We start from the raw sequence: 16,396 nt of genomic DNA on the forward strand, positions 1-16,396 counted from the left end.
GATCAGGGCAGGGCGGGCTCGCGCGGACGCAGCGGGCTGCCCATGGTGGTGCAGCTGACCCGGTTGCGGCCACCGGCTTTGGCCAGGTACAGCTGACGGTCGGCCTCGGAAATCAGGCGATGCAGCGCATCGCGCTGCGGGCGGAGGCAGCACAGGCCGATGCTGACGGTCATGCGCAGTGTGGCGGTGCCGATATCCACTTCCAGCGCCGCGATGCGCTGGCGGAGTTCCTCGAAGTAGAGCATTGCCTCGTCCTGCTCCATGTCCGGCACCAGCAGGCAGAACTCCTCACCGCCGAAGCGCGCGATCAAGTCCTGGCTGCGCGCATGCACGGCCACCGCCCCGGCCACGGCACGCAGGGCGTCATCGCCGGCCTCATGGCCGTGCGTATCGTTGATGTGCTTGAAGTGATCGATGTCGATCATCGCCACCGCCACGCTCTGGCCATGGGTCTGCAGCTGGGGCAGCTGGCGCTGGCTCTGTTCCAGGAAGCAGCGGCGGTTGGGCAGGCCGGTCAGGAAGTCCCGGGTGGCCAGATCCTGCAGGGTGCCGATCAGCTCCAGCTGGTCCACGTTCTGCGACACGCGGCAGAAGAATTCCTCGCGCGAGAAGGGCTTGCGCAGGAAGTCGTTGGCGCCGTTCTTCAGGAAGCGCGGAATCAGTGATGCGTCGGTATTGCCGGAAATGCCGATCACCGCCACCTTGTCGCGCGAGCGCAGGGTGCGCAGGCGGCGGGTGAATTCCACGCCCTGCATGCCTGGCATCTCCTGGTCGACCACCGCCAGCCGGATCGCAGGATGGGCCTCGATCGCCGCCAGGCCTTCATTGCCATCGGCAGCCTCGTACACTTCGTGGCCGTACATGCGCAGCAGCGCGGCCGCATAGCCGCGTGCCGAGGGCGAATCGTCCACCACCAGCGCGGCGATGCGACGGTTGCGTTCCAGGCGCTGCACCAGCCACACCAGATAGTCGATGCTGCCGGGCGTGTTCTTCAGGACGTAGTCGATGATCTGCTGCTGCAGCACGCGCTTGCGCAGATCCTCGTCATACACGCCACTGACCACCACGGTGGGCAGATCGCGTTTCAGGAAGAATTCGACCACCGCGTCCCTGTCGCCATCGGCCAGAACCAGGCCGGTCAGGACCAGGAACCAGCCGCCGCTCTCATTGAGCAGGCGGTCGGCCTCGGCCAGGGTGGAAGCGACCACGACGGGCAGCTCCAGGCGCTGTTCGATCGCCTCGCGCAGCATGCCGGTGAAGGCACGGGAGTTTTCGACCAGCAGGATCCGCTGCGGAAGCGGATCGGCGAGGTCGCCATCGACGGCGGCCTGCGGCAGGACGGGCATGATGCGGAGGCTCACGTCAGGGAAGTCTTGGCACGAGTAGCGGCGGTTTCGGCCGTAACTTTAGTGGTGGTACCGCATGCGTTGTCATCGCGTGAACGCCGGCCGACACGTTCAGTGTCGGGGCCCGACGAGCGGAGTGGCGGAAGTTCTGCTCGTGGCGCTGGTGCTGGATGATGGTTATGCTGGCTGCGCCACCCTGCCGGCGGCCTGAGGTTGACTCCGTCCGGCTGAGGCAGCCCGCAAGCGAGGCCGAGAGCCCATCCAGTCATGGGGTGGCGAAGTGAGTTTGCCTGGCGTTGTCCAACCGAACACGGGGGTGAGTGTGAATTTCTCTGGTCTGCGTTTTTTGATGCCTGCAATGACTCTGTTGTCCGCACCTGCCGTCGCCGAGGCGGCATGCTGCCCGAGTGACGACAACGGAACACATATGGCTCAGGCGGGGCTTGGTGAGTCCCGTCCAGCAGCGACGAATCTGAGTGCAGATCCGAACTGGCTGGTGTATGGGTTCGAGCGTGAGGGAATCAACTATTATCAGGTGAATGACCTCTCCGGACAGGTCCTGCTGATAATCGGCAAGGTTGACACCACGTTCTGGACGCTCCCGGCCGGCAAAAGTCCGATTACCGTGTCATTGCCGTCGCAGCGGCTGGCATTGCCGGAAAAGTCCCAGCGGCATGTGGTACTCAGGCAAGCCGAGTTCTCGCTGGTCGTCTATGGTGCTGGTAGCAACGCAACGTGGGCGATCGAACTGCCGGCTACGAGTCGCTGAAGCATGATCTTTTCCTTGATCGAGGCGGATGAGTGAGAGTCAGGTGATGTCGGCGCGAGCAATCCACGCTGCATGCGTGCTGCCGTGGGTTGCACCCGTGGCCGTTTCCTGCAGTAGCACTCTTACGCGGTTCTGACGTGTCTGCACTTTACCGCCATAGGCCAGTGCACGTGAACTCAGGCGCTCGACGATCAGTTTTGCGGTTTCCAGCGACAAGTGGCGATCTCTGTCCAACAGAGATGCACTGATCAGGATGCCCTGTTGACCATGCAGGCTGCCGCAGCGTGCTTGGATCTGGATCTGCCCCCGTTCGTGTTTGAGCAGCAGTGCGACCGTTTCGGTAAGGGTTCGATAGGCAGCAAGCTGCAGTGCAATGCTCAGCCTGCAGGGGTCGCCCGTCATGCGGGGGAGCGCAACCCTGCTGGTCCGGTCCCAGTTTTCGCTGATGCCGCTGACCTGCAGGGCAACATACAACCCGACCTGCTCGACTTCGGTTGGATACACCAGGCTTGTGAGTTCACGGAACTGGCGTGAATGTGTCGTCGAGGTGTGCAGCAGATCCATTGCAGGTGCATGGTGTCCGTGCATTTTCAGAAGATCGGCAGTCTGGTTCAGTGATTTCTCGACGCCGTCTGCGATCTTCCTGAGATCAAGCGCCCGCTGCCTCAGATCGAGTTCGCTGGCCATATGAGCAGTTCTCGAAAGTCTGGCCGTCTGACTCCCATCCAGATCATGGCGCGCATGCTGATGATAGTGCTGAGTGATGCGGGAACCGAGTAGAAGAAGCGCCGTCCCTGCAACGGCAATGAGCTGCTGCATCATGAATGTTCGCTGGTCGAACGAACCAGGCAGTCCTGATGCTGGTGTTGTCATTGCAATCACTATGTTCAACAGCGGAACACCCACAGCTGCTCCTCGCCAGCCATGGATGCAGGTCAAGGCAACAACCGGCAAAGCCATCACCAGTTGCAGGGATGTCTTGGTGGCATCTGGGAGCTCGACACCCGAGGCCATGAATGCGCCCAGTGATATCAGTAGTGTCAATGCGGCTACGGTAGGCGCGTGCTTCCAAAACTTCCACTCGTACAGTGACCGGCGCCGGATCCAGAGCAGTGCGAGTGGGGCGACAGTCAGTATTGCGATGTAATCACCGAGCACGAAGCGGACAGCTCGTGTCGCAAATGGCACGGAAGACGGGTTCTCGGAGAGCAGGTGGGCCAAGCCCAGTTTCAATGCGGTGGCGATGAGCGCGGCGGAAACCGCCATCGAGAGAAGCCAGCCCTCCGTTGTCGCGGTCATGAATCTGCGATGCGCCCGCACGACCAAGGCTACTGCTGGCATGAGGAACACGGAGCCCAGGATCACCCAAGCCAGCCCATACTTCCCGATGAGTGGATATCGCATCTGGGCAAAGTAAGCATATTCGCCAAGCAGCAGATAGGGCCAGAGGCGGGGAGGGCAGAGCAGCAGCGCAGCGACCCGTATGCCTGCCGGCAGGTAAAACTGGTCGAGCGAGACCTGACGAGCGGCCCAGCACGTGACGGCGTACATCCCAGCGATGAAAAGTCCGATGGGGCGTATCCGGAAGCTCAGCTCGACATCGTTCTTCCACCAGTTCAATCCCAAGCCTCCCTTGCTCGTACCATGGTGGCGTTCCATCCACTCTGGACGTCTACACCTCTGGCGACAGTATCGGCAGATTCCCGCCTACGCAATCGGATCTCTTCTTCGTTACCTGGCTCTTTGCCGCCGACACCAGTTCAGCACTGCTGCGAATTAGTGACATCCATCGCGCTTTGACTGGCAATTCTGTGTCAGGTTGCAGATTGCCGACCTTGGTCGAACGGCCACGGCGCATCTGGACAGTGTGCTGCCAGAGGGGCCTGCGGATAGGTGGCCAGCCCATCCAGCAAGGCGATCCGGATCCTGTTTTTCTGAACATCGACGACCCCGGAATAGGCGACGATCCGGCCCAATAGCTGTGAACGGACCAGTTCCTGAGTCTGTTGCGAAAGCGCATGGTGAGGATCGACAAGAGCGGCGGAAATCAGTACTCCGTGCATCTGTCTGAAGACGCCGCACCTGATGCGCACGGAGATCTGACCGGGCTCATACCTGAGCAGCAACGATACGGCCTCAACCACGGTCCGGTATGCGGCCAGCTGCAGATCCACTCCCAACTGACATGGGTCGCCCGTCAGCCGGGGCTGCGTAACCCGGTGCGTATTGTCCCATGCCTCCCGCACGCCACCTGCACGAAGAGCGACGTAAAGCCCGAGACGCTCCAGGGCGGATGGGTAGATCATGCTCGCCTGCGCGCGGAATTGGCGCGAATGGACTTCTGATGTGTGTTTCAGGCTGTTGGCGACAGCGTGGTGCCCTTGCGCGTGCAGCCAGTTCACCATCTCGTTGAGCGACAGGTCCATCCCCTCGCCCAGCCTGCGCAGGTGCGCCGCTCGCTCTCGCAGATCCATTTCGCTGGCCATGTGCGTACTGCGGGCCAGTTTCATCGAGTTTCTGCCGTCTTCCTCACGCAGCCGATGCTGGCTCTGGAAATGCGTGATGCGCGCACCCAGCAACAACAGGGCGACGCTGGCGATGGCCATGGCCTGCTGGGTGGCAAAGGTCGCCTGATCGAATGATGCGGGGTGGTCAGAAGGGGTGCTCAGACCAAGAATCATGTTCACTGCGGCGACACCGACGGCCGCCCCGCGCCATCCCAGCAGGCAGGTCAGGGCGATTGCGGGAATAGGCAGGATCAACAACAACTGCAGCGAGCCAGGGGCCGTGATCGAGGCGGGTACCGGCGTCGCCTGCAGGCCAATGACCAGCATGGCTACTAGTGCTCCGACTGTGGCCGCAACGGACCGGGGTGTCCATTGTTCCTCGGCGCGACGGATCCAGAGCAGCGCGAGTGGCGCCAGGATGAGGATCCCAGTGAAGTCGCCCAGCGCATAGCGCATTACGTTGGTGATAAACGACGCGTTATGCAGCGGCTCCCAGAGCACGTACGAGATTCCGAGGTTGAGCAGGCTGATGATCGTCGCGGCACAGACCGCGATCGAGATCACGCCGAGGACCGTGGTGCGCGCAAGCAACTTCTGGTGCATGCGTACGATCAGCATCACTGCCGGCATGAGAAATGCCGAGGCCAGAAGCACCCATGCCAACCCGTATTTTTCGAGCAGCGGAATCCGCAGATGGGCGAAGTAGGCGTACTCGCCCAGCAACAGGTAAGGCCACAGGCGCGGTGGACAGAGCAGCAAGGCGGCCACACGCACACCTGCCGGCAGGTAGAACTGGTCTACCGAAAGTTTGCGCGTGGCCACGCAGGCGACGGCATAGATGAGCATCAGCACCAGTCCCTGGGGACTGATCCGGATGTTCACCGGTAGACCTTCCTTCCACCACTGCATCCACGTGCTCCCCCTGCTCCTGTGCAGATTATGCAAACAATCGGTGTGAAGGGATCAAGTCGCACTGTCGTGGAGTCCCGTCAAGGGCGCTGATATCGTCACCACAACGCATCCCGCAGCCTGTACCACGACATCGCAGCCACCAGCAGCGGCATGCGCAGCAGGCGCCCGCCCGGGAACGGCGCGTGCTTCAGGCGCTGGAACACGTCGAGGCGCTCGCTCTGGCCGGCGATTGCCGCGGCGATCACGTCACCCGCCAGTCCGGCTGCCGCCACGCCGTGGCCGGAGAATCCCTGCGCGAAGTACAGATTGCCGTCCAGCCGTCCCCAATGCGGGGCGCGGTTGCGGGTGATGTCGACATAGCCGCCCCAGACCTGATCGAGAGCGACGTCGGCCAGCTGCGGAAAAACCGCGTGCATGCGTCGCTGCATCACTCCGCGCAGCCCGGGCGGCGGTAGCGCCGAGTAGCTGGCGCGGCCCCCGAACAGCAGACGGTGGTCGTGGCTCAGGCGGAAATAGTCCAGCGCCCAGGCAGTGTCTGCTACTGCCATGTCATTACGGATCAGGGCGCGGGCCCGTTCTGGGCCGAGGCACGCACTGGCACCGATATAGGTGCCTACCGGCATGATGCGGTGCTCCAGCGCTGGCAGCAGGCCCTGCAGCCAGGCATTGCCGGCGATCACCAGATGCGCGGCGCTGACGCTGCCGTGCGCGGTGTGCAGGGCCGGGCGGGGCCCGCGCTGCACGCGGGTAACCGCAGAGTTCTCATGGATGACCACCCCGGCCGCGCGCGCTGCGTCGGCCAGGCCGCGCGCATACGCCAGGGGGTGCAGGTGCGCGCTGAGTGGATCGAACATGGCCGCGCGATAGCGCGGGCTGTCCAGCTGCCCACGCAGTGTCTGCCGGTCCCACCACTGCATCGGGTAATCGTAATGCTGTTGCAGGTGCTCGCAGTGGGCACGCAGCTCGCGCTCGTGGCGGGCACGGATGGCGACGCTGGCGTGGCCCTCACGCCAATGGCAGTCGATGCCGTAGCGGTCGATGCGGGTGCGCATGGCCTGCACGGCGTCACGTGACCAGTCGAACAGATGGCGGGCATCGTCCCGGCCCAGCTGCCGTTCCAGTTCGTCCACCTCGCAGCCATAGCCCACCAGAGCCTGGCCACCGTTGCGACCGGACGCGCCCCAGCCGATCCGGTGGGCGTCCAGCAGGACCACGTGCTGGCCGCGTGAGGCCAGTTCCAGCGCCGCCGTCAGGCCCGTGTAGCCTGCACCGAGCACTGCGACATCGGCCTGCACGTCGCCCTGCAACGGAGGCAGGGCGGCCGGCTCCGGCAGGCTGGCGGCATACCAGCTGGCTGGAAAGGCGGACGTCACTGCGGGCCTCGCGGGCGCAGGGTGGGAAGACGGGGCGGAGGAGGTTGATCGGCGTTCACGCCCCCAGTTTCGCCGATACTTGGCACCTCGCGCGTGATGGCGACGACTTGCCGCACTCGTGCACCTGCGGGTAACGTGTCTGCACGCCAAGGAGTTTCCCCATGCGTCGCCTGCCCTGGGTGGGCCTGCCCACCGACAGTACGGTGCTTGGCCATCATCGCTTTGCGGTGGCCGGCGAGAAGTATGTCCGCGCCCTGGCCGAGGCAGCAGAGGTCACGCCGCTGGTGCTGCCCAGCCTGCAGCCGCCGCTGCCGGCGCTCGATTGGCTGCAGGGCCTCGACGGTCTGCTGCTGACCGGTGCGGTCAGCAACATCGAGCCGCAGCATTACGACGGTGGCCGCAGCTGGCCCGGCAATGCGCGTGATCCTGCGCGCGATGCCAATGCCTTCGCACTGCTGGACGAGGCGCTGGCGATGGACCTGCCGGTGCTGGCGATCTGCCGTGGTTTCCAGGAATTGAACGTCGCCCTGGGAGGCAGCCTGCATCCACAGGTCCATCGGGTACCCGGGCTGGCCGATCATCGCGAAGATCCGCAGGCACCCGTGGACGTGCAGTACGGGCCGTCCCACCCGGTCACACTGGTGGCGGATGGGTGGCTGGCGGACTGGCACGGCGAGGGGAGGGTGCAGGTCAATTCGGTGCACGGCCAGGGCATTGCCCGCCTGGCCAGCGGCCTGCAGGTCGAGGCCCGCGCCGATGACGGGCTGGTCGAGGCGGCACGCAGCCCGCGCCACCGCTTCGTGCTCGGCGTACAGTGGCACCCGGAGTGGCGCGTCATGCAGGCGCCGTTCTATCACGCTATTTTCCGTGCGTTCGGCCAAGCTTGCCGGCAGCATCAACAGAACCAACTGGATTCCCGATGAGTTCCCGAACGCGCCCGCGCAAGACGGCAACGCCCCCCGCACCGCAGGAGAGCAGCCTGCTGCGCTGGCTGAAGGAGCGGCGTATCACCGAAGTCGAATGCCTGGTGCCCGACATCACCGGCAACGCGCGCGGCAAGATCATTCCCGCCGATAAGTTCTCGCACGACTACGGTACCCGCCTGCCCGAGGGCATCTTCGCCACGACTGTCACCGGCGAGTTTCCGGATGACTACTACGAACTGACCTCGCCGTCGGACTCGGACATGATGCTGCGCCCGGATCCGGATACCGTGCGCATGGTGCCGTGGGCCGCCGATGCCACCGCGCAGATCATCCATGACTGCTACACCAAGAATGGCGAGCCGCATGAGCTGGCGCCGCGCAATGTGCTGCGTCGCGTGCTGGCGGCCTACGCCGAGCTGGGCCTGCGCCCGGTGGTGGCGCCGGAACTGGAGTTCTTCCTGGTGCAGAAGAACACCGACCCGGATTTCCCGCTGCTGCCGCCTGCCGGCCGCTCCGGTCGCCCGGAAACAGCGCGGCAGTCGTATTCGATCGATGCGGTCAACGAGTTCGACCCCATCCTCGACCTAATGTACGACTACGCCGATGCCATGAAGCTGGACGTGGACACGCTGATCCACGAATCCGGCGCGGCACAGCTGGAAGTCAACTTCACCCACGCCGATGCGATGGATCTGGCCGACCAGGTTTTCCTGTTCAAGCGCACCATGCGCGAGGCGGCGATGCGCCACGGCGTGTACGCCACTTTCCTGGCCAAGCCGATGGAGAACGAACCGGGCAGCGCCATGCACATCCACCAGAGCCTGGTGCGGGTGAGCGATGGCAGCAACGTGTTCGCCGGTGAGACCGATGCCGAAGGCGAGTTCAGCCCGGTGTTCGGCCATTATCTTGGGGGGCTGCAGAAGTATGCGCCGCAGGCGATGGCGTTCTTCGCGCCGAACGTCAATTCCTATCGACGGCTGGTGTTCGGCGAGGTGTCGCCGAGCAACGTGCACTGGGGCTTCGACAACCGCACCTGCGGCCTGCGCGTGCCGCTGGATACACCGGAGAACATGCGGGTGGAGAGCCGATTCGCGGGCTCCGACGCCAATCCCTACCTGGCGATGGCCGCCACCCTGGCCTGTGGCCTGCTCGGCATCCGCGAGCGGCTGGCGCCGGATGCGCCGGTCACCGGCAGCGCCAAGGAGCTGGGCTACAACCTGCCGCGCTCGCTGGGCGAAGCGCTGGACGGGCTTGAGCGCTGCGGCGAACTGCAGGCGCTGCTGGGCGAGCGCTTCTGCCGGGCCTACATCTCGGTCAAGCGCAAGGAGTACGAGACCTTCTTCCGTGTCATCAGCTCGTGGGAGCGCGAGTTCCTGCTGCTGAACGTGTGAAAGCGTGGAATAGAAAAATCCGCCGCCGGGGGGTAGGCTGGCATCCATCGCCGGCCCGAGCCGGCCCCCCTCCCCGCATTCTGGAGCACCCGATGAAGCTGCGTATCCTCACGCTCGGCCTGGCCTCCGCCATGCTCGCCGCCTGTGGCGGTGGCAACGGTGGCAGTCAGGACAGCCAGGTCCTGAACGTCTACAACTACAGCGATTACATTGCCGAGGACACCATCCCGACCTTCGAGAAGGAAACCGGGATCAAGGTGACCTACGACGTGTTCGACAGCGATGAGATGGTCGAGACCAAGCTGCTGGCCGGCAACAGCGGCTACGACGTGGTGGTGCCGACGCTGAACTTCTTCGGCCGGCAGATCCAGGCGGGCGTGTTCCTGCCGCTGGACAAGAGCAAGATCCCGAACCTGGCCAATCTGGACCCGGCGGTGATGAAGCGCATCGCCACCCAGGATCCGGACAACCGCTACGGCGTGCCGTACATGGTCGGCACCACCGGCATCGGCTACAACGTGGACATGCTGAAGGAGCGTTTCGGCGGCAGCACCGACATCGCCAACAGCTGGGACCTGGTGTTCAAGCCGGAGAACATCAGCAAGATGAAGGACTGCGGCGTGACGATCCTGGACACGCCGGCCGACATGATCCCGATCGCACTGCACTATCTGGGCCTGGACCCGCACAGCGGCGATCCGGCCGAGCTGCAGAAGGCGGCCGACCTGTTGAAGTCGATCCGCCCGTACGTGCAGAACTTCCACTCCTCGCAGTATGTCGGTTCGCTGGCCAACGGCGGCACCTGCCTGGTGGTCGGCTGGTCGGGCGACATCATCCAGGCCCGCGACCGCGCCGAGGAGGCCAGCAACGGCGTGCATGTCGCCTATTCGATTCCTAAGGAAGGCGCACCGCAGTGGTTCGACATGCTGGCGATCCCGAAGGACGCCAAGCATCCGGAAGCCGCTTACAAGTTCATCAATTACCTGCTGGAGCCGAAGGTCGCTGCGGCCAATACCAACTTCATCCACTACGCCAACCCGGTGCCGACCGCGACCCCGCTGGTGGACGAGGCGATCCGTACCGACCCGACCATCTACCCGCCGGCCGATGTGGCCGCGAAGATGTTCACCTATTCGATCAACACCCCGGAGACGGACAAGCTGTACACCCGTCTGTGGACCGAGGTGAAGACCGGCAGGTAGTACCGGCCGCTGGCCGGCAAGCCGGCTCAGGCAGCGCTGCGGCACCGCTCAAGGTGCCGCAGGATGTCCGGCAACAGGTCGCGTGCATCGCGGCCTCCGTTGCACAGGAACGACGAACTCATCCGCTGCAGGTTGTGCATGCCGATGAAGAACAGTCCTGGCTCGGGTGACACCCCGAACTCGCCCCGCGGATAGCCATGCGCATCGATCGCGCCGTCCACGGCCAGCCATGGCCATTCGGCGACGAAGCCGGTGGCCAGCACCACCGACCGGATGCCTGCGCTCTGCAGGTCCAGGGAGGAGGGCGACGACGGCAGCTCCCAGTCCAGATAGACCTCCTCGGGAATGTAGCGGGCGTCGTCCGTGCGCGGTTCCGGTCGCGTGGCGTAGTACGCACTGGCCAGCCCATTGAGGTAGGCGAACTCGGCCCGCGTGGCGTCGATTGCACGTCGCAGCTGCGGTCGTACGTCGGCGAAGCTGCACGCATGACCGCTCAGCTGCTGCAGGCGCCCGAGCAGCGTGATGCCGTCGCGGTGCATGCTCATCAGGCTGATCGAACTGCCACGGCCACCATGGCCCTTGCCGGATATCAACGGAAATTCCGCTGTCCTGGCCTTCCGCAGGGCATCGGGTTCGCCCGCGAGCACGCCAGCCGATTCGCTCACATGCTGATGGATGCGCCCGGCCATGTCCCACCAGAGCATCGAGTCCTTGCCACGCAGGCGGCGCGTATGTGATGGACGGTCGGCCAGTGACCAGTAGACCGTTCGCCCGCTGGCATGCAGGTCCTGGGCGATCTGCGCGCCCGACTGCCCCCCACCGATCACCAGCACCGCGCCGTCGGCCAGCTGGCCGGCATTGCGGTACTGGCCCGAGTGCAGCACGGTGAGCGTTGCGCTGGGTGCGAAGGGAACCCGCGGCATGCGGGCCCGGCGATACTCCCCGGTGGCCACCACCACCGACCGCGCGTGGATGCGGCCCTGGTCGGTGGTGATCGCATAGCCGCCCGCAGCGGGAGCGACCCGCTGGACCGTGCAGCCTTCCTTCACCGGCAACGCGCGCGCCTGTGCGTAGCCGGCAAGCATGTCGATGACCTCCGGAGCGGTCATGAAGCCCTCCGGATCGTCGCCGGCATAAGCGTGATCATGCAGCGCCATGGTCATGTTGGCGGTGTTCACCTGGAAGGTGTCCCAGCGCCGTCGCCAGCTGGCACCCACGTGTTCCGATTCCAGCACCAGATGCTCGACGCCGGCCTCCTGCAGGACCGCGCTTGTTGACAGTCCGGCCTGACCGGCCCCGATGACGACGACGTCCAAGGGGCGCGAGGGTGATGCAGCAGTGTGTGCGGGCATGGAGAGGGCAGATCCTTTGGCGGATGGCCACGATTCCGCCCCGCTGGTGGGCACCGGTCAATGATTGCGACTCCAAAAAGCGTTGCAGATACCTGTACGGCTGCTGTGGTGCGGGTCTGGCGGTCATGGCGGCATGCCTTGCAGCGTCCTGGGGCAGGACTATCGCGACATGCGCCGCGCGCAGATCCGCGCAGGGGAGGGCGCGGGAGGCACTTTCACTCCGCGTCCGCACGTCCTCCCCTACCGTCCCGTATGGCACCGACCACCGCCACGACGAGACAATGACCGACCAGCCCTCGCGCACCGATGCCCCCGCCGACGAAGCCCCCTCCACCCACGAGGACAAGCCCTCGCCGCTGAAGAACCCCAAGGTCCGCTGGACGCTGGCCATCATCGGCGTCGTCGTGGTCATCGCCCTGGTTGCCTGGCTGATCTACCACCTGCTGGTCGGCCGCTACCTGCAGGACACCAACAACGCCTATCTGCAGGCCGACGCTGTCGCGGTCGCTCCGCGCATCAACGGTTACGTCACCGAAGTGCTGGTGCAGGACAACCAGTGGGTCAAGGCCGGCGAACCGCTGCTGCGCATCGACCCGCGCACCTACCGTGCCACGCTGGACCAGGCCGAGGCCGTGATCGCCGTGCGCGAAGCCGACATCGCCGCTGCTGCCGCTGGGGTGCAGGGCCAGCAGTCCAGCCTGCTGCAGGCACGCACCCAGCTCACCGCGGCCGCCGCCTCGCTGCGTTTCGGCCGGTCAGAGCTGGCGCGCTTCACCCCGCTGGCGGCCAGTGGTGCCGACACCCATGAACACGTCGAAAGCCTGCGCCACGATGTCGAACGCGCCCAGGCCCAGTACGATGCAGCCAAGGCACAGATCCAGGGCGCGCAGAGCCAGATCGAAGCCAGCCAGGCCCAGCTCGAGCAGGCGCAGGCTGGACTGAAGCAGGCGCAGGCCGACGCTGCGCAGGCCAGAGTGGCGTTTGAGGACACCGAGCTGCGCGCGCGCATCGATGGTCGTGTCGGCAACAAGACCGTGCAGGTCGGCCAGTTTGTTGCTGCCGGTACCCGCACCATGACCATCGTGCCGGTTGCCTCGCTGTACCTCGTCGCCAATTTCAAGGAAACCCAGGTGGGCCTGATGCGCGCCGGCCAGGCGGCCGAAATCAAGGTCGATGCGTTGCCAGGCACCCCATTGCGCGGCACGGTGGAGAGCATTTCGCCGGGTACCGGCTCGCAGTTCGCGCTGCTGCCGCCACAGAACGCCACCGGCAACTTCACCAAGGTCGTGCAGCGCGTGCCGGTGCGCATCCGGGTGGACGCAGGTGCTGAAGCACGCAAGGTGCTGGTGCCGGGCATGTCGGTGGAAGTGACCGTCGATACCCGCAATGCAAAGGATGCGCGCGAGCGCACCCAGGACGAGGCCGAGGCCATGGCCGCGCCGGCGCGATGAACGCCACCCGTGCCCACGCAGCACCTGTCGCCGGAGGCAAGGCGGATGCCGCGGCCTGGCTGGCCGTGGCGGCCGGCACCATCGGTTCGTTCATGGCTACGCTGGACATCTCCATCGTCAACGCCGCGTTGCCCACCATCCAGGGCGAAGTGGGCGCCAGCGGCACCGAAGGCACCTGGATCTCCACAGCCTTCCTTGTCTCGGAAATCGTGATGATTCCGCTGACCGGCTGGTTCGTGCGCACGCTGGGCCTGCGCACTTTCCTGCTGATCTGCGCCACGCTGTTCACTGCGTTCTCGGTGATGTGCGGCCTGGCCGATTCGTTGCCGATGATGATCGCCGGACGGGTAGGGCAGGGTTTTGCCGGTGGTGCGCTGATCCCGACCGCGCTGACCATCGTCGGCACGCGGCTGCCGCCGAAGCAGCAGCCGCTGGGTACGGCGCTGTTCGGCATGACCGTCATCCTGGGCCCGGTGATCGGCCCCTTGCTGGGCGGCTGGTTGACCGAGAACGTCAGCTGGCACTACGCGTTCTTCATCAACGTGCCGATCTGCGCCGGCCTGGTTGCCCTGCTGCTGCTCGGCCTTCCGCATGAAACGTCTGATTGGGGTGGGCTGCTGCGCGCAGACTGGCTGGGCATCGTCGGCATGACCGCCGGCCTGTCCGCGCTTACCGTGGTGCTGGAAGACGGCCAGCGCGAGCGCTGGTTCGAATCGACGATGATCGTGGTTCTCAGCATCGTCTCGGTGCTGGGCTTCGCGCTGCTCGCGCTTTCGCAGTTCACCAGCAAGGCGCCGGTCATCCGCCTCAACATCCTGTTCCAGCGCAGTTTCGGCGCAGTGTTCGTGATGGTGATGGCGGTGGGCATGATCCTGTTCGGTGTCATGTACATGATCCCGCAGTTCCTGGCGATCATCGCCGGCTACAACACCGAGCAGGCCGGCTATGTGCTGCTGCTGGCCGGCCTGCCGACCATCCTGCTGATGCCGTTGATGCCGAAGATGCTGGAAACGGTCGACGTACGCATCATGGTGTTCGGCGGCATGCTGTGCTTCGCCGCTGCCTGCTTCGTCAATCTGGGGCTGACTCCGGACAGCATCGGCCCGCACTTCGTCATAGGCCAGCTGCTGCAGGGCTGTGGGTTGGCGCTGGCGATGATGGCGTTGAACCAGGCGGCCATCACCTCGGTGCCGCGCGAGTACACCAGCGATGCGTCCGGCCTGTTCAACGCCGCGCGCAATCTCGGCGGCTCGATCGGGCTGGCCATCATTTCCACTTTCCAGGAACGCCGCACCACCCTGCACATCGATGCGATCGGCAGCAGCGTTACCGCAAACTCGACCATCGCCCAGGACGCGCTGCATGCCTACGGCCAGCAGCTGGGCGACGCCACCCAGGCGATGGCCGTGCTGGCGCAGACGGTGCAGATGCAGGCGATGGTGATGGCCTACAACGACCTGTTCTGGATCTTCGGCCTGATCGTGGTGGCCACCCTGCCGCTGGTCTTCCTGCTCAAGCCCCTGCCCAAGGGCGTTCCATTGGCGATGCACTGATGACTTCGACGACCTTGCCCGTTTCCCCCCTTCTGCGCCGGCTGTGCCCGGCCACCCTGCCGCTGCTGCTGGCGGGCTGCATGGTGGGGCCGGATTACGTGAAACCGGACGTGGCCACGGTCGCTACCGCGCAGGCGCAGCTCCCACGCGCGGCGCAGGCCGGCGTGCAGCCTGCCAGCCCGCCCAGCCAGTGGTGGCGCGCGCTCAACGATCCGCTGCTGGACCAGCTGGTGGACGAGGCGCTGCGCAACAGCCCCAACCTGCGCGCCGCCCAGGCCAAGCTGCTGGCCTCGCGCGCGCTGCAGCGCCAGCGGCGCGCCGAGCAGCTGCCCAGCGTGGGCGCGGCGGCGGGCTACGCCAACATCAAGGCACCGGATTCGCTGGAAAACAGCGTGCGCGGTCTGGGCGAGAACATCGCCGGGGTGGCCGAGGCCAACGGCCCTCCGCAGGAGGCGGCGCAGCTGCGCCAGCAGTTCGCCGATATCGATCTGGACACCGAGCTGTACGTGGCCGGCTTCGACGCCAGTTGGGAACTGGACCTGTTCGGCCGCCGACGCCGCGCGGCCGAGCAGGCCGCCGCCGAAGCCGAGGCCAACGCCGCAGCACTGGCCGATGCGCAGGTGCAGCTTGCCGCGGAACTGACCCAGGTCTACCTCGGCTACCGCAGCAGCCGCGAGCGTATCGCCCTGGCCGAGCACAACCTCCGAGCCGCCGATGAAAGCCTGCAGCTGACCCGTCAGCGTCGCCAACGCGGTGCGGATTCGGACCTGCAGGTGGAGCGCGCGCAGGCCCAGCTGCAACAGCAGCAGGCTGCGCTGCCGCCGCTACAGGCACAGGCCGACGAAGCCCGAGATGTGCTGGCCCTGATGGTAGGCCGCGAGCCGGGGGCGCTGGATGCACGGTTGGCGGCAGACCAGCCGCTGCCGGTGCTGCCGGCCAGCGTGCCGGTGGACGATGCGGGCGCGTTGATCCAGCGCCGGCCGGATGTGCGCAAGGCTGAGCGCGAGCTGGCGGCATCCTCGGCGCAGATCGGCCAGGCGATCTCGGCGTATTTTCCGCAGGTGACCCTGCTGGGCAGCATCGGCGCGGGCGCCACCTCGGTTTCCGACCTGGGGCGGGATTCAGCCGCCACCATCGTCGCCCCGTTCCTGCGCTGGTCGCTGTTCGACTTCGGCGTGAACAAGGCCCGTGTGGCCCAGGCTCGGGCCGGCAATGAGGCCCGGTTGGCGGCCTACGAGGGCACGGTGCTGGCTGCACTGCAGGATGCCAACACCGCGTTGGCGCGCTTCGGTGCGGCGCGGCAGCAACTGCAGGCCAGTGTCCGCGCCGAGGCTTCGGCGGACCGTTCGCTGGCGTTGATGAGCCAGCGTCGACAGGCGGGTGCCACCTCGCAGATCGATCTGCTGGACGTACAGCGCCAGCGGCTGCAGGCGCAGGATGCCGCCGCCCAGGCGCGGCTGCAGTTGCTGGTGCGGTATGTGGCGCTGCAGAAGAGCCTGGGGCTGGGCTGGCAGGAGGCGCCGCCGGTGGCTGTTCGCTGATCCTCTCCGCCGGGCATGGCCCGGCGCTACCGGAGCCAGGCCATGCGGGTAGCGCCTGGCCATGCCCGGCGGG

12 protein-coding genes are annotated in these 16,396 nt (G+C 65.7%); 7 read left to right on the plus strand and 5 right to left on the minus strand.

What is annotated here, in order from left to right:
- Positions 1–2 precede the first annotated feature (2 nt).
- Positions 3–1,346: a diguanylate cyclase gene (locus N8888_RS06210; RefSeq protein ID WP_053516566.1), complete on the minus strand. Its 1,344-nt coding sequence runs from the start codon at positions 1,344–1,346 to the stop codon at positions 3–5.
- Between the two features lie 358 nt (positions 1,347–1,704).
- Here N8888_RS06210 and N8888_RS06215 point away from each other — a divergent pair, with 358 nt between their 5' ends.
- Entirely contained in the window at positions 1,705–2,115 is a 411-nt protein-coding gene (locus tag N8888_RS06215; RefSeq protein WP_227255205.1) for a hypothetical protein, read from the plus strand.
- A gap of 39 nt (positions 2,116–2,154) precedes the next feature.
- On the opposite strand, the gene N8888_RS06220 is transcribed toward N8888_RS06215, so the two are convergent.
- The 3 genes from N8888_RS06220 to N8888_RS06230 form a co-directional block, all read right to left on the minus strand.
- A complete protein-coding gene (locus N8888_RS06220; protein ID WP_065176206.1) occupies positions 2,155–3,735 on the minus strand; it encodes an MASE1 domain-containing protein in 1,581 nt (526 codons plus the stop codon).
- A gap of 194 nt (positions 3,736–3,929) precedes the next feature.
- Positions 3,930–5,531 (minus strand): MASE1 domain-containing protein, encoded by a 1,602-nt coding sequence (locus N8888_RS06225; protein ID WP_263177882.1) that lies wholly within the window; start codon positions 5,529–5,531, stop codon positions 3,930–3,932.
- Positions 5,532–5,629: 98 nt separating this feature from the next.
- Positions 5,630–6,907, minus strand: coding sequence for an NAD(P)/FAD-dependent oxidoreductase (locus tag N8888_RS06230; protein ID WP_065176207.1), 1,278 nt, complete (start codon positions 6,905–6,907; stop codon positions 5,630–5,632).
- A gap of 161 nt (positions 6,908–7,068) precedes the next feature.
- Between N8888_RS06230 and N8888_RS06235 the strand changes: the two genes are divergently transcribed.
- The 3 genes from N8888_RS06235 to N8888_RS06245 all read left to right on the plus strand — a co-directional run bounded on the left by N8888_RS06235 (position 7,069) and on the right by N8888_RS06245 (position 10,426).
- Positions 7,069–7,830: a gamma-glutamyl-gamma-aminobutyrate hydrolase family protein gene (locus N8888_RS06235; protein WP_263177883.1), complete on the plus strand. Its 762-nt coding sequence runs from the start codon at positions 7,069–7,071 to the stop codon at positions 7,828–7,830.
- Positions 7,827–9,224: a glutamine synthetase family protein gene (locus tag N8888_RS06240; RefSeq protein WP_065181214.1), complete on the plus strand. Its 1,398-nt coding sequence runs from the start codon at positions 7,827–7,829 to the stop codon at positions 9,222–9,224. The genes N8888_RS06235 and N8888_RS06240 overlap by 4 nt, the downstream gene beginning before the upstream one ends.
- Positions 9,225–9,316: 92 nt before the next feature.
- Positions 9,317–10,426: a polyamine ABC transporter substrate-binding protein gene (locus tag N8888_RS06245; protein ID WP_065176209.1), complete on the plus strand. Its 1,110-nt coding sequence runs from the start codon at positions 9,317–9,319 to the stop codon at positions 10,424–10,426.
- Between the two features lie 26 nt (positions 10,427–10,452).
- Here N8888_RS06245 and N8888_RS06250 read toward each other — a convergent pair whose 3' ends face one another.
- Positions 10,453–11,778 carry a flavin-containing monooxygenase gene (locus N8888_RS06250; RefSeq protein ID WP_263177884.1) on the minus strand — a complete coding sequence of 442 codons (1,326 nt, stop codon included), beginning with the start codon at positions 11,776–11,778 and terminating at the stop codon, positions 10,453–10,455.
- A 281-nt stretch (positions 11,779–12,059) separates the two neighbouring features.
- On the opposite strand from N8888_RS06250, the gene N8888_RS06255 reads away from it, so the two are divergent.
- The 3 genes from N8888_RS06255 to N8888_RS06265 are packed head-to-tail and all read left to right on the plus strand — an operon-like array spanning position 12,060 to position 16,323.
- Positions 12,060–13,229 carry an HlyD family secretion protein gene (locus tag N8888_RS06255; protein WP_429001039.1) on the plus strand — a complete coding sequence of 390 codons (1,170 nt, stop codon included), beginning with the start codon at positions 12,060–12,062 and terminating at the stop codon, positions 13,227–13,229.
- Positions 13,226–14,782, plus strand: a complete 1,557-nt coding sequence (locus N8888_RS06260; protein WP_053516574.1) for a DHA2 family efflux MFS transporter permease subunit — start codon at positions 13,226–13,228, stop codon at positions 14,780–14,782. The genes N8888_RS06255 and N8888_RS06260 overlap by 4 nt, the downstream gene beginning before the upstream one ends.
- Complete coding sequence (locus N8888_RS06265; protein ID WP_263177885.1) at positions 14,782–16,323, plus strand: efflux transporter outer membrane subunit; 1,542 nt, start codon at positions 14,782–14,784, stop codon at positions 16,321–16,323. Before N8888_RS06260 ends, N8888_RS06265 begins: the two co-directional genes overlap by 1 nt.
- Positions 16,324–16,396 lie beyond the last annotated feature (73 nt).

The sequence above is a fragment of the Stenotrophomonas maltophilia genome (assembly GCF_025642255.1).
Lineage (GTDB): Bacteria > Pseudomonadota > Gammaproteobacteria > Xanthomonadales > Xanthomonadaceae > Stenotrophomonas > Stenotrophomonas maltophilia_P.

Excerpts from the sequence above, each read along its gene's own strand:
- N8888_RS06210 (WP_053516566.1), bottom strand. The coding sequence starts at position 1,346 with ATGCCCGTCCTGCCGCAGGCCGCCGTCGATGGCGACCTCGCCGATCCG.
- N8888_RS06215 (WP_227255205.1), top strand. The coding sequence starts at position 1,705 with ATGACTCTGTTGTCCGCACCTGCCGTCGCCGAGGCGGCATGCTGCCCG.
- N8888_RS06225 (WP_263177882.1), bottom strand. The coding sequence starts at position 5,531 with ATGCAGTGGTGGAAGGAAGGTCTACCGGTGAACATCCGGATCAGTCCC.
- N8888_RS06235 (WP_263177883.1), top strand. The coding sequence starts at position 7,069 with ATGCGTCGCCTGCCCTGGGTGGGCCTGCCCACCGACAGTACGGTGCTT.
- N8888_RS06240 (WP_065181214.1), top strand. The coding sequence starts at position 7,827 with ATGAGTTCCCGAACGCGCCCGCGCAAGACGGCAACGCCCCCCGCACCG.
- N8888_RS06245 (WP_065176209.1), top strand. The coding sequence starts at position 9,317 with ATGAAGCTGCGTATCCTCACGCTCGGCCTGGCCTCCGCCATGCTCGCC.
- N8888_RS06250 (WP_263177884.1), bottom strand. The coding sequence starts at position 11,778 with ATGCCCGCACACACTGCTGCATCACCCTCGCGCCCCTTGGACGTCGTC.
- N8888_RS06255 (WP_429001039.1), top strand. The coding sequence starts at position 12,060 with ATGACCGACCAGCCCTCGCGCACCGATGCCCCCGCCGACGAAGCCCCC.
- N8888_RS06260 (WP_053516574.1), top strand. The coding sequence starts at position 13,226 with ATGAACGCCACCCGTGCCCACGCAGCACCTGTCGCCGGAGGCAAGGCG.
- N8888_RS06265 (WP_263177885.1), top strand. The coding sequence starts at position 14,782 with ATGACTTCGACGACCTTGCCCGTTTCCCCCCTTCTGCGCCGGCTGTGC.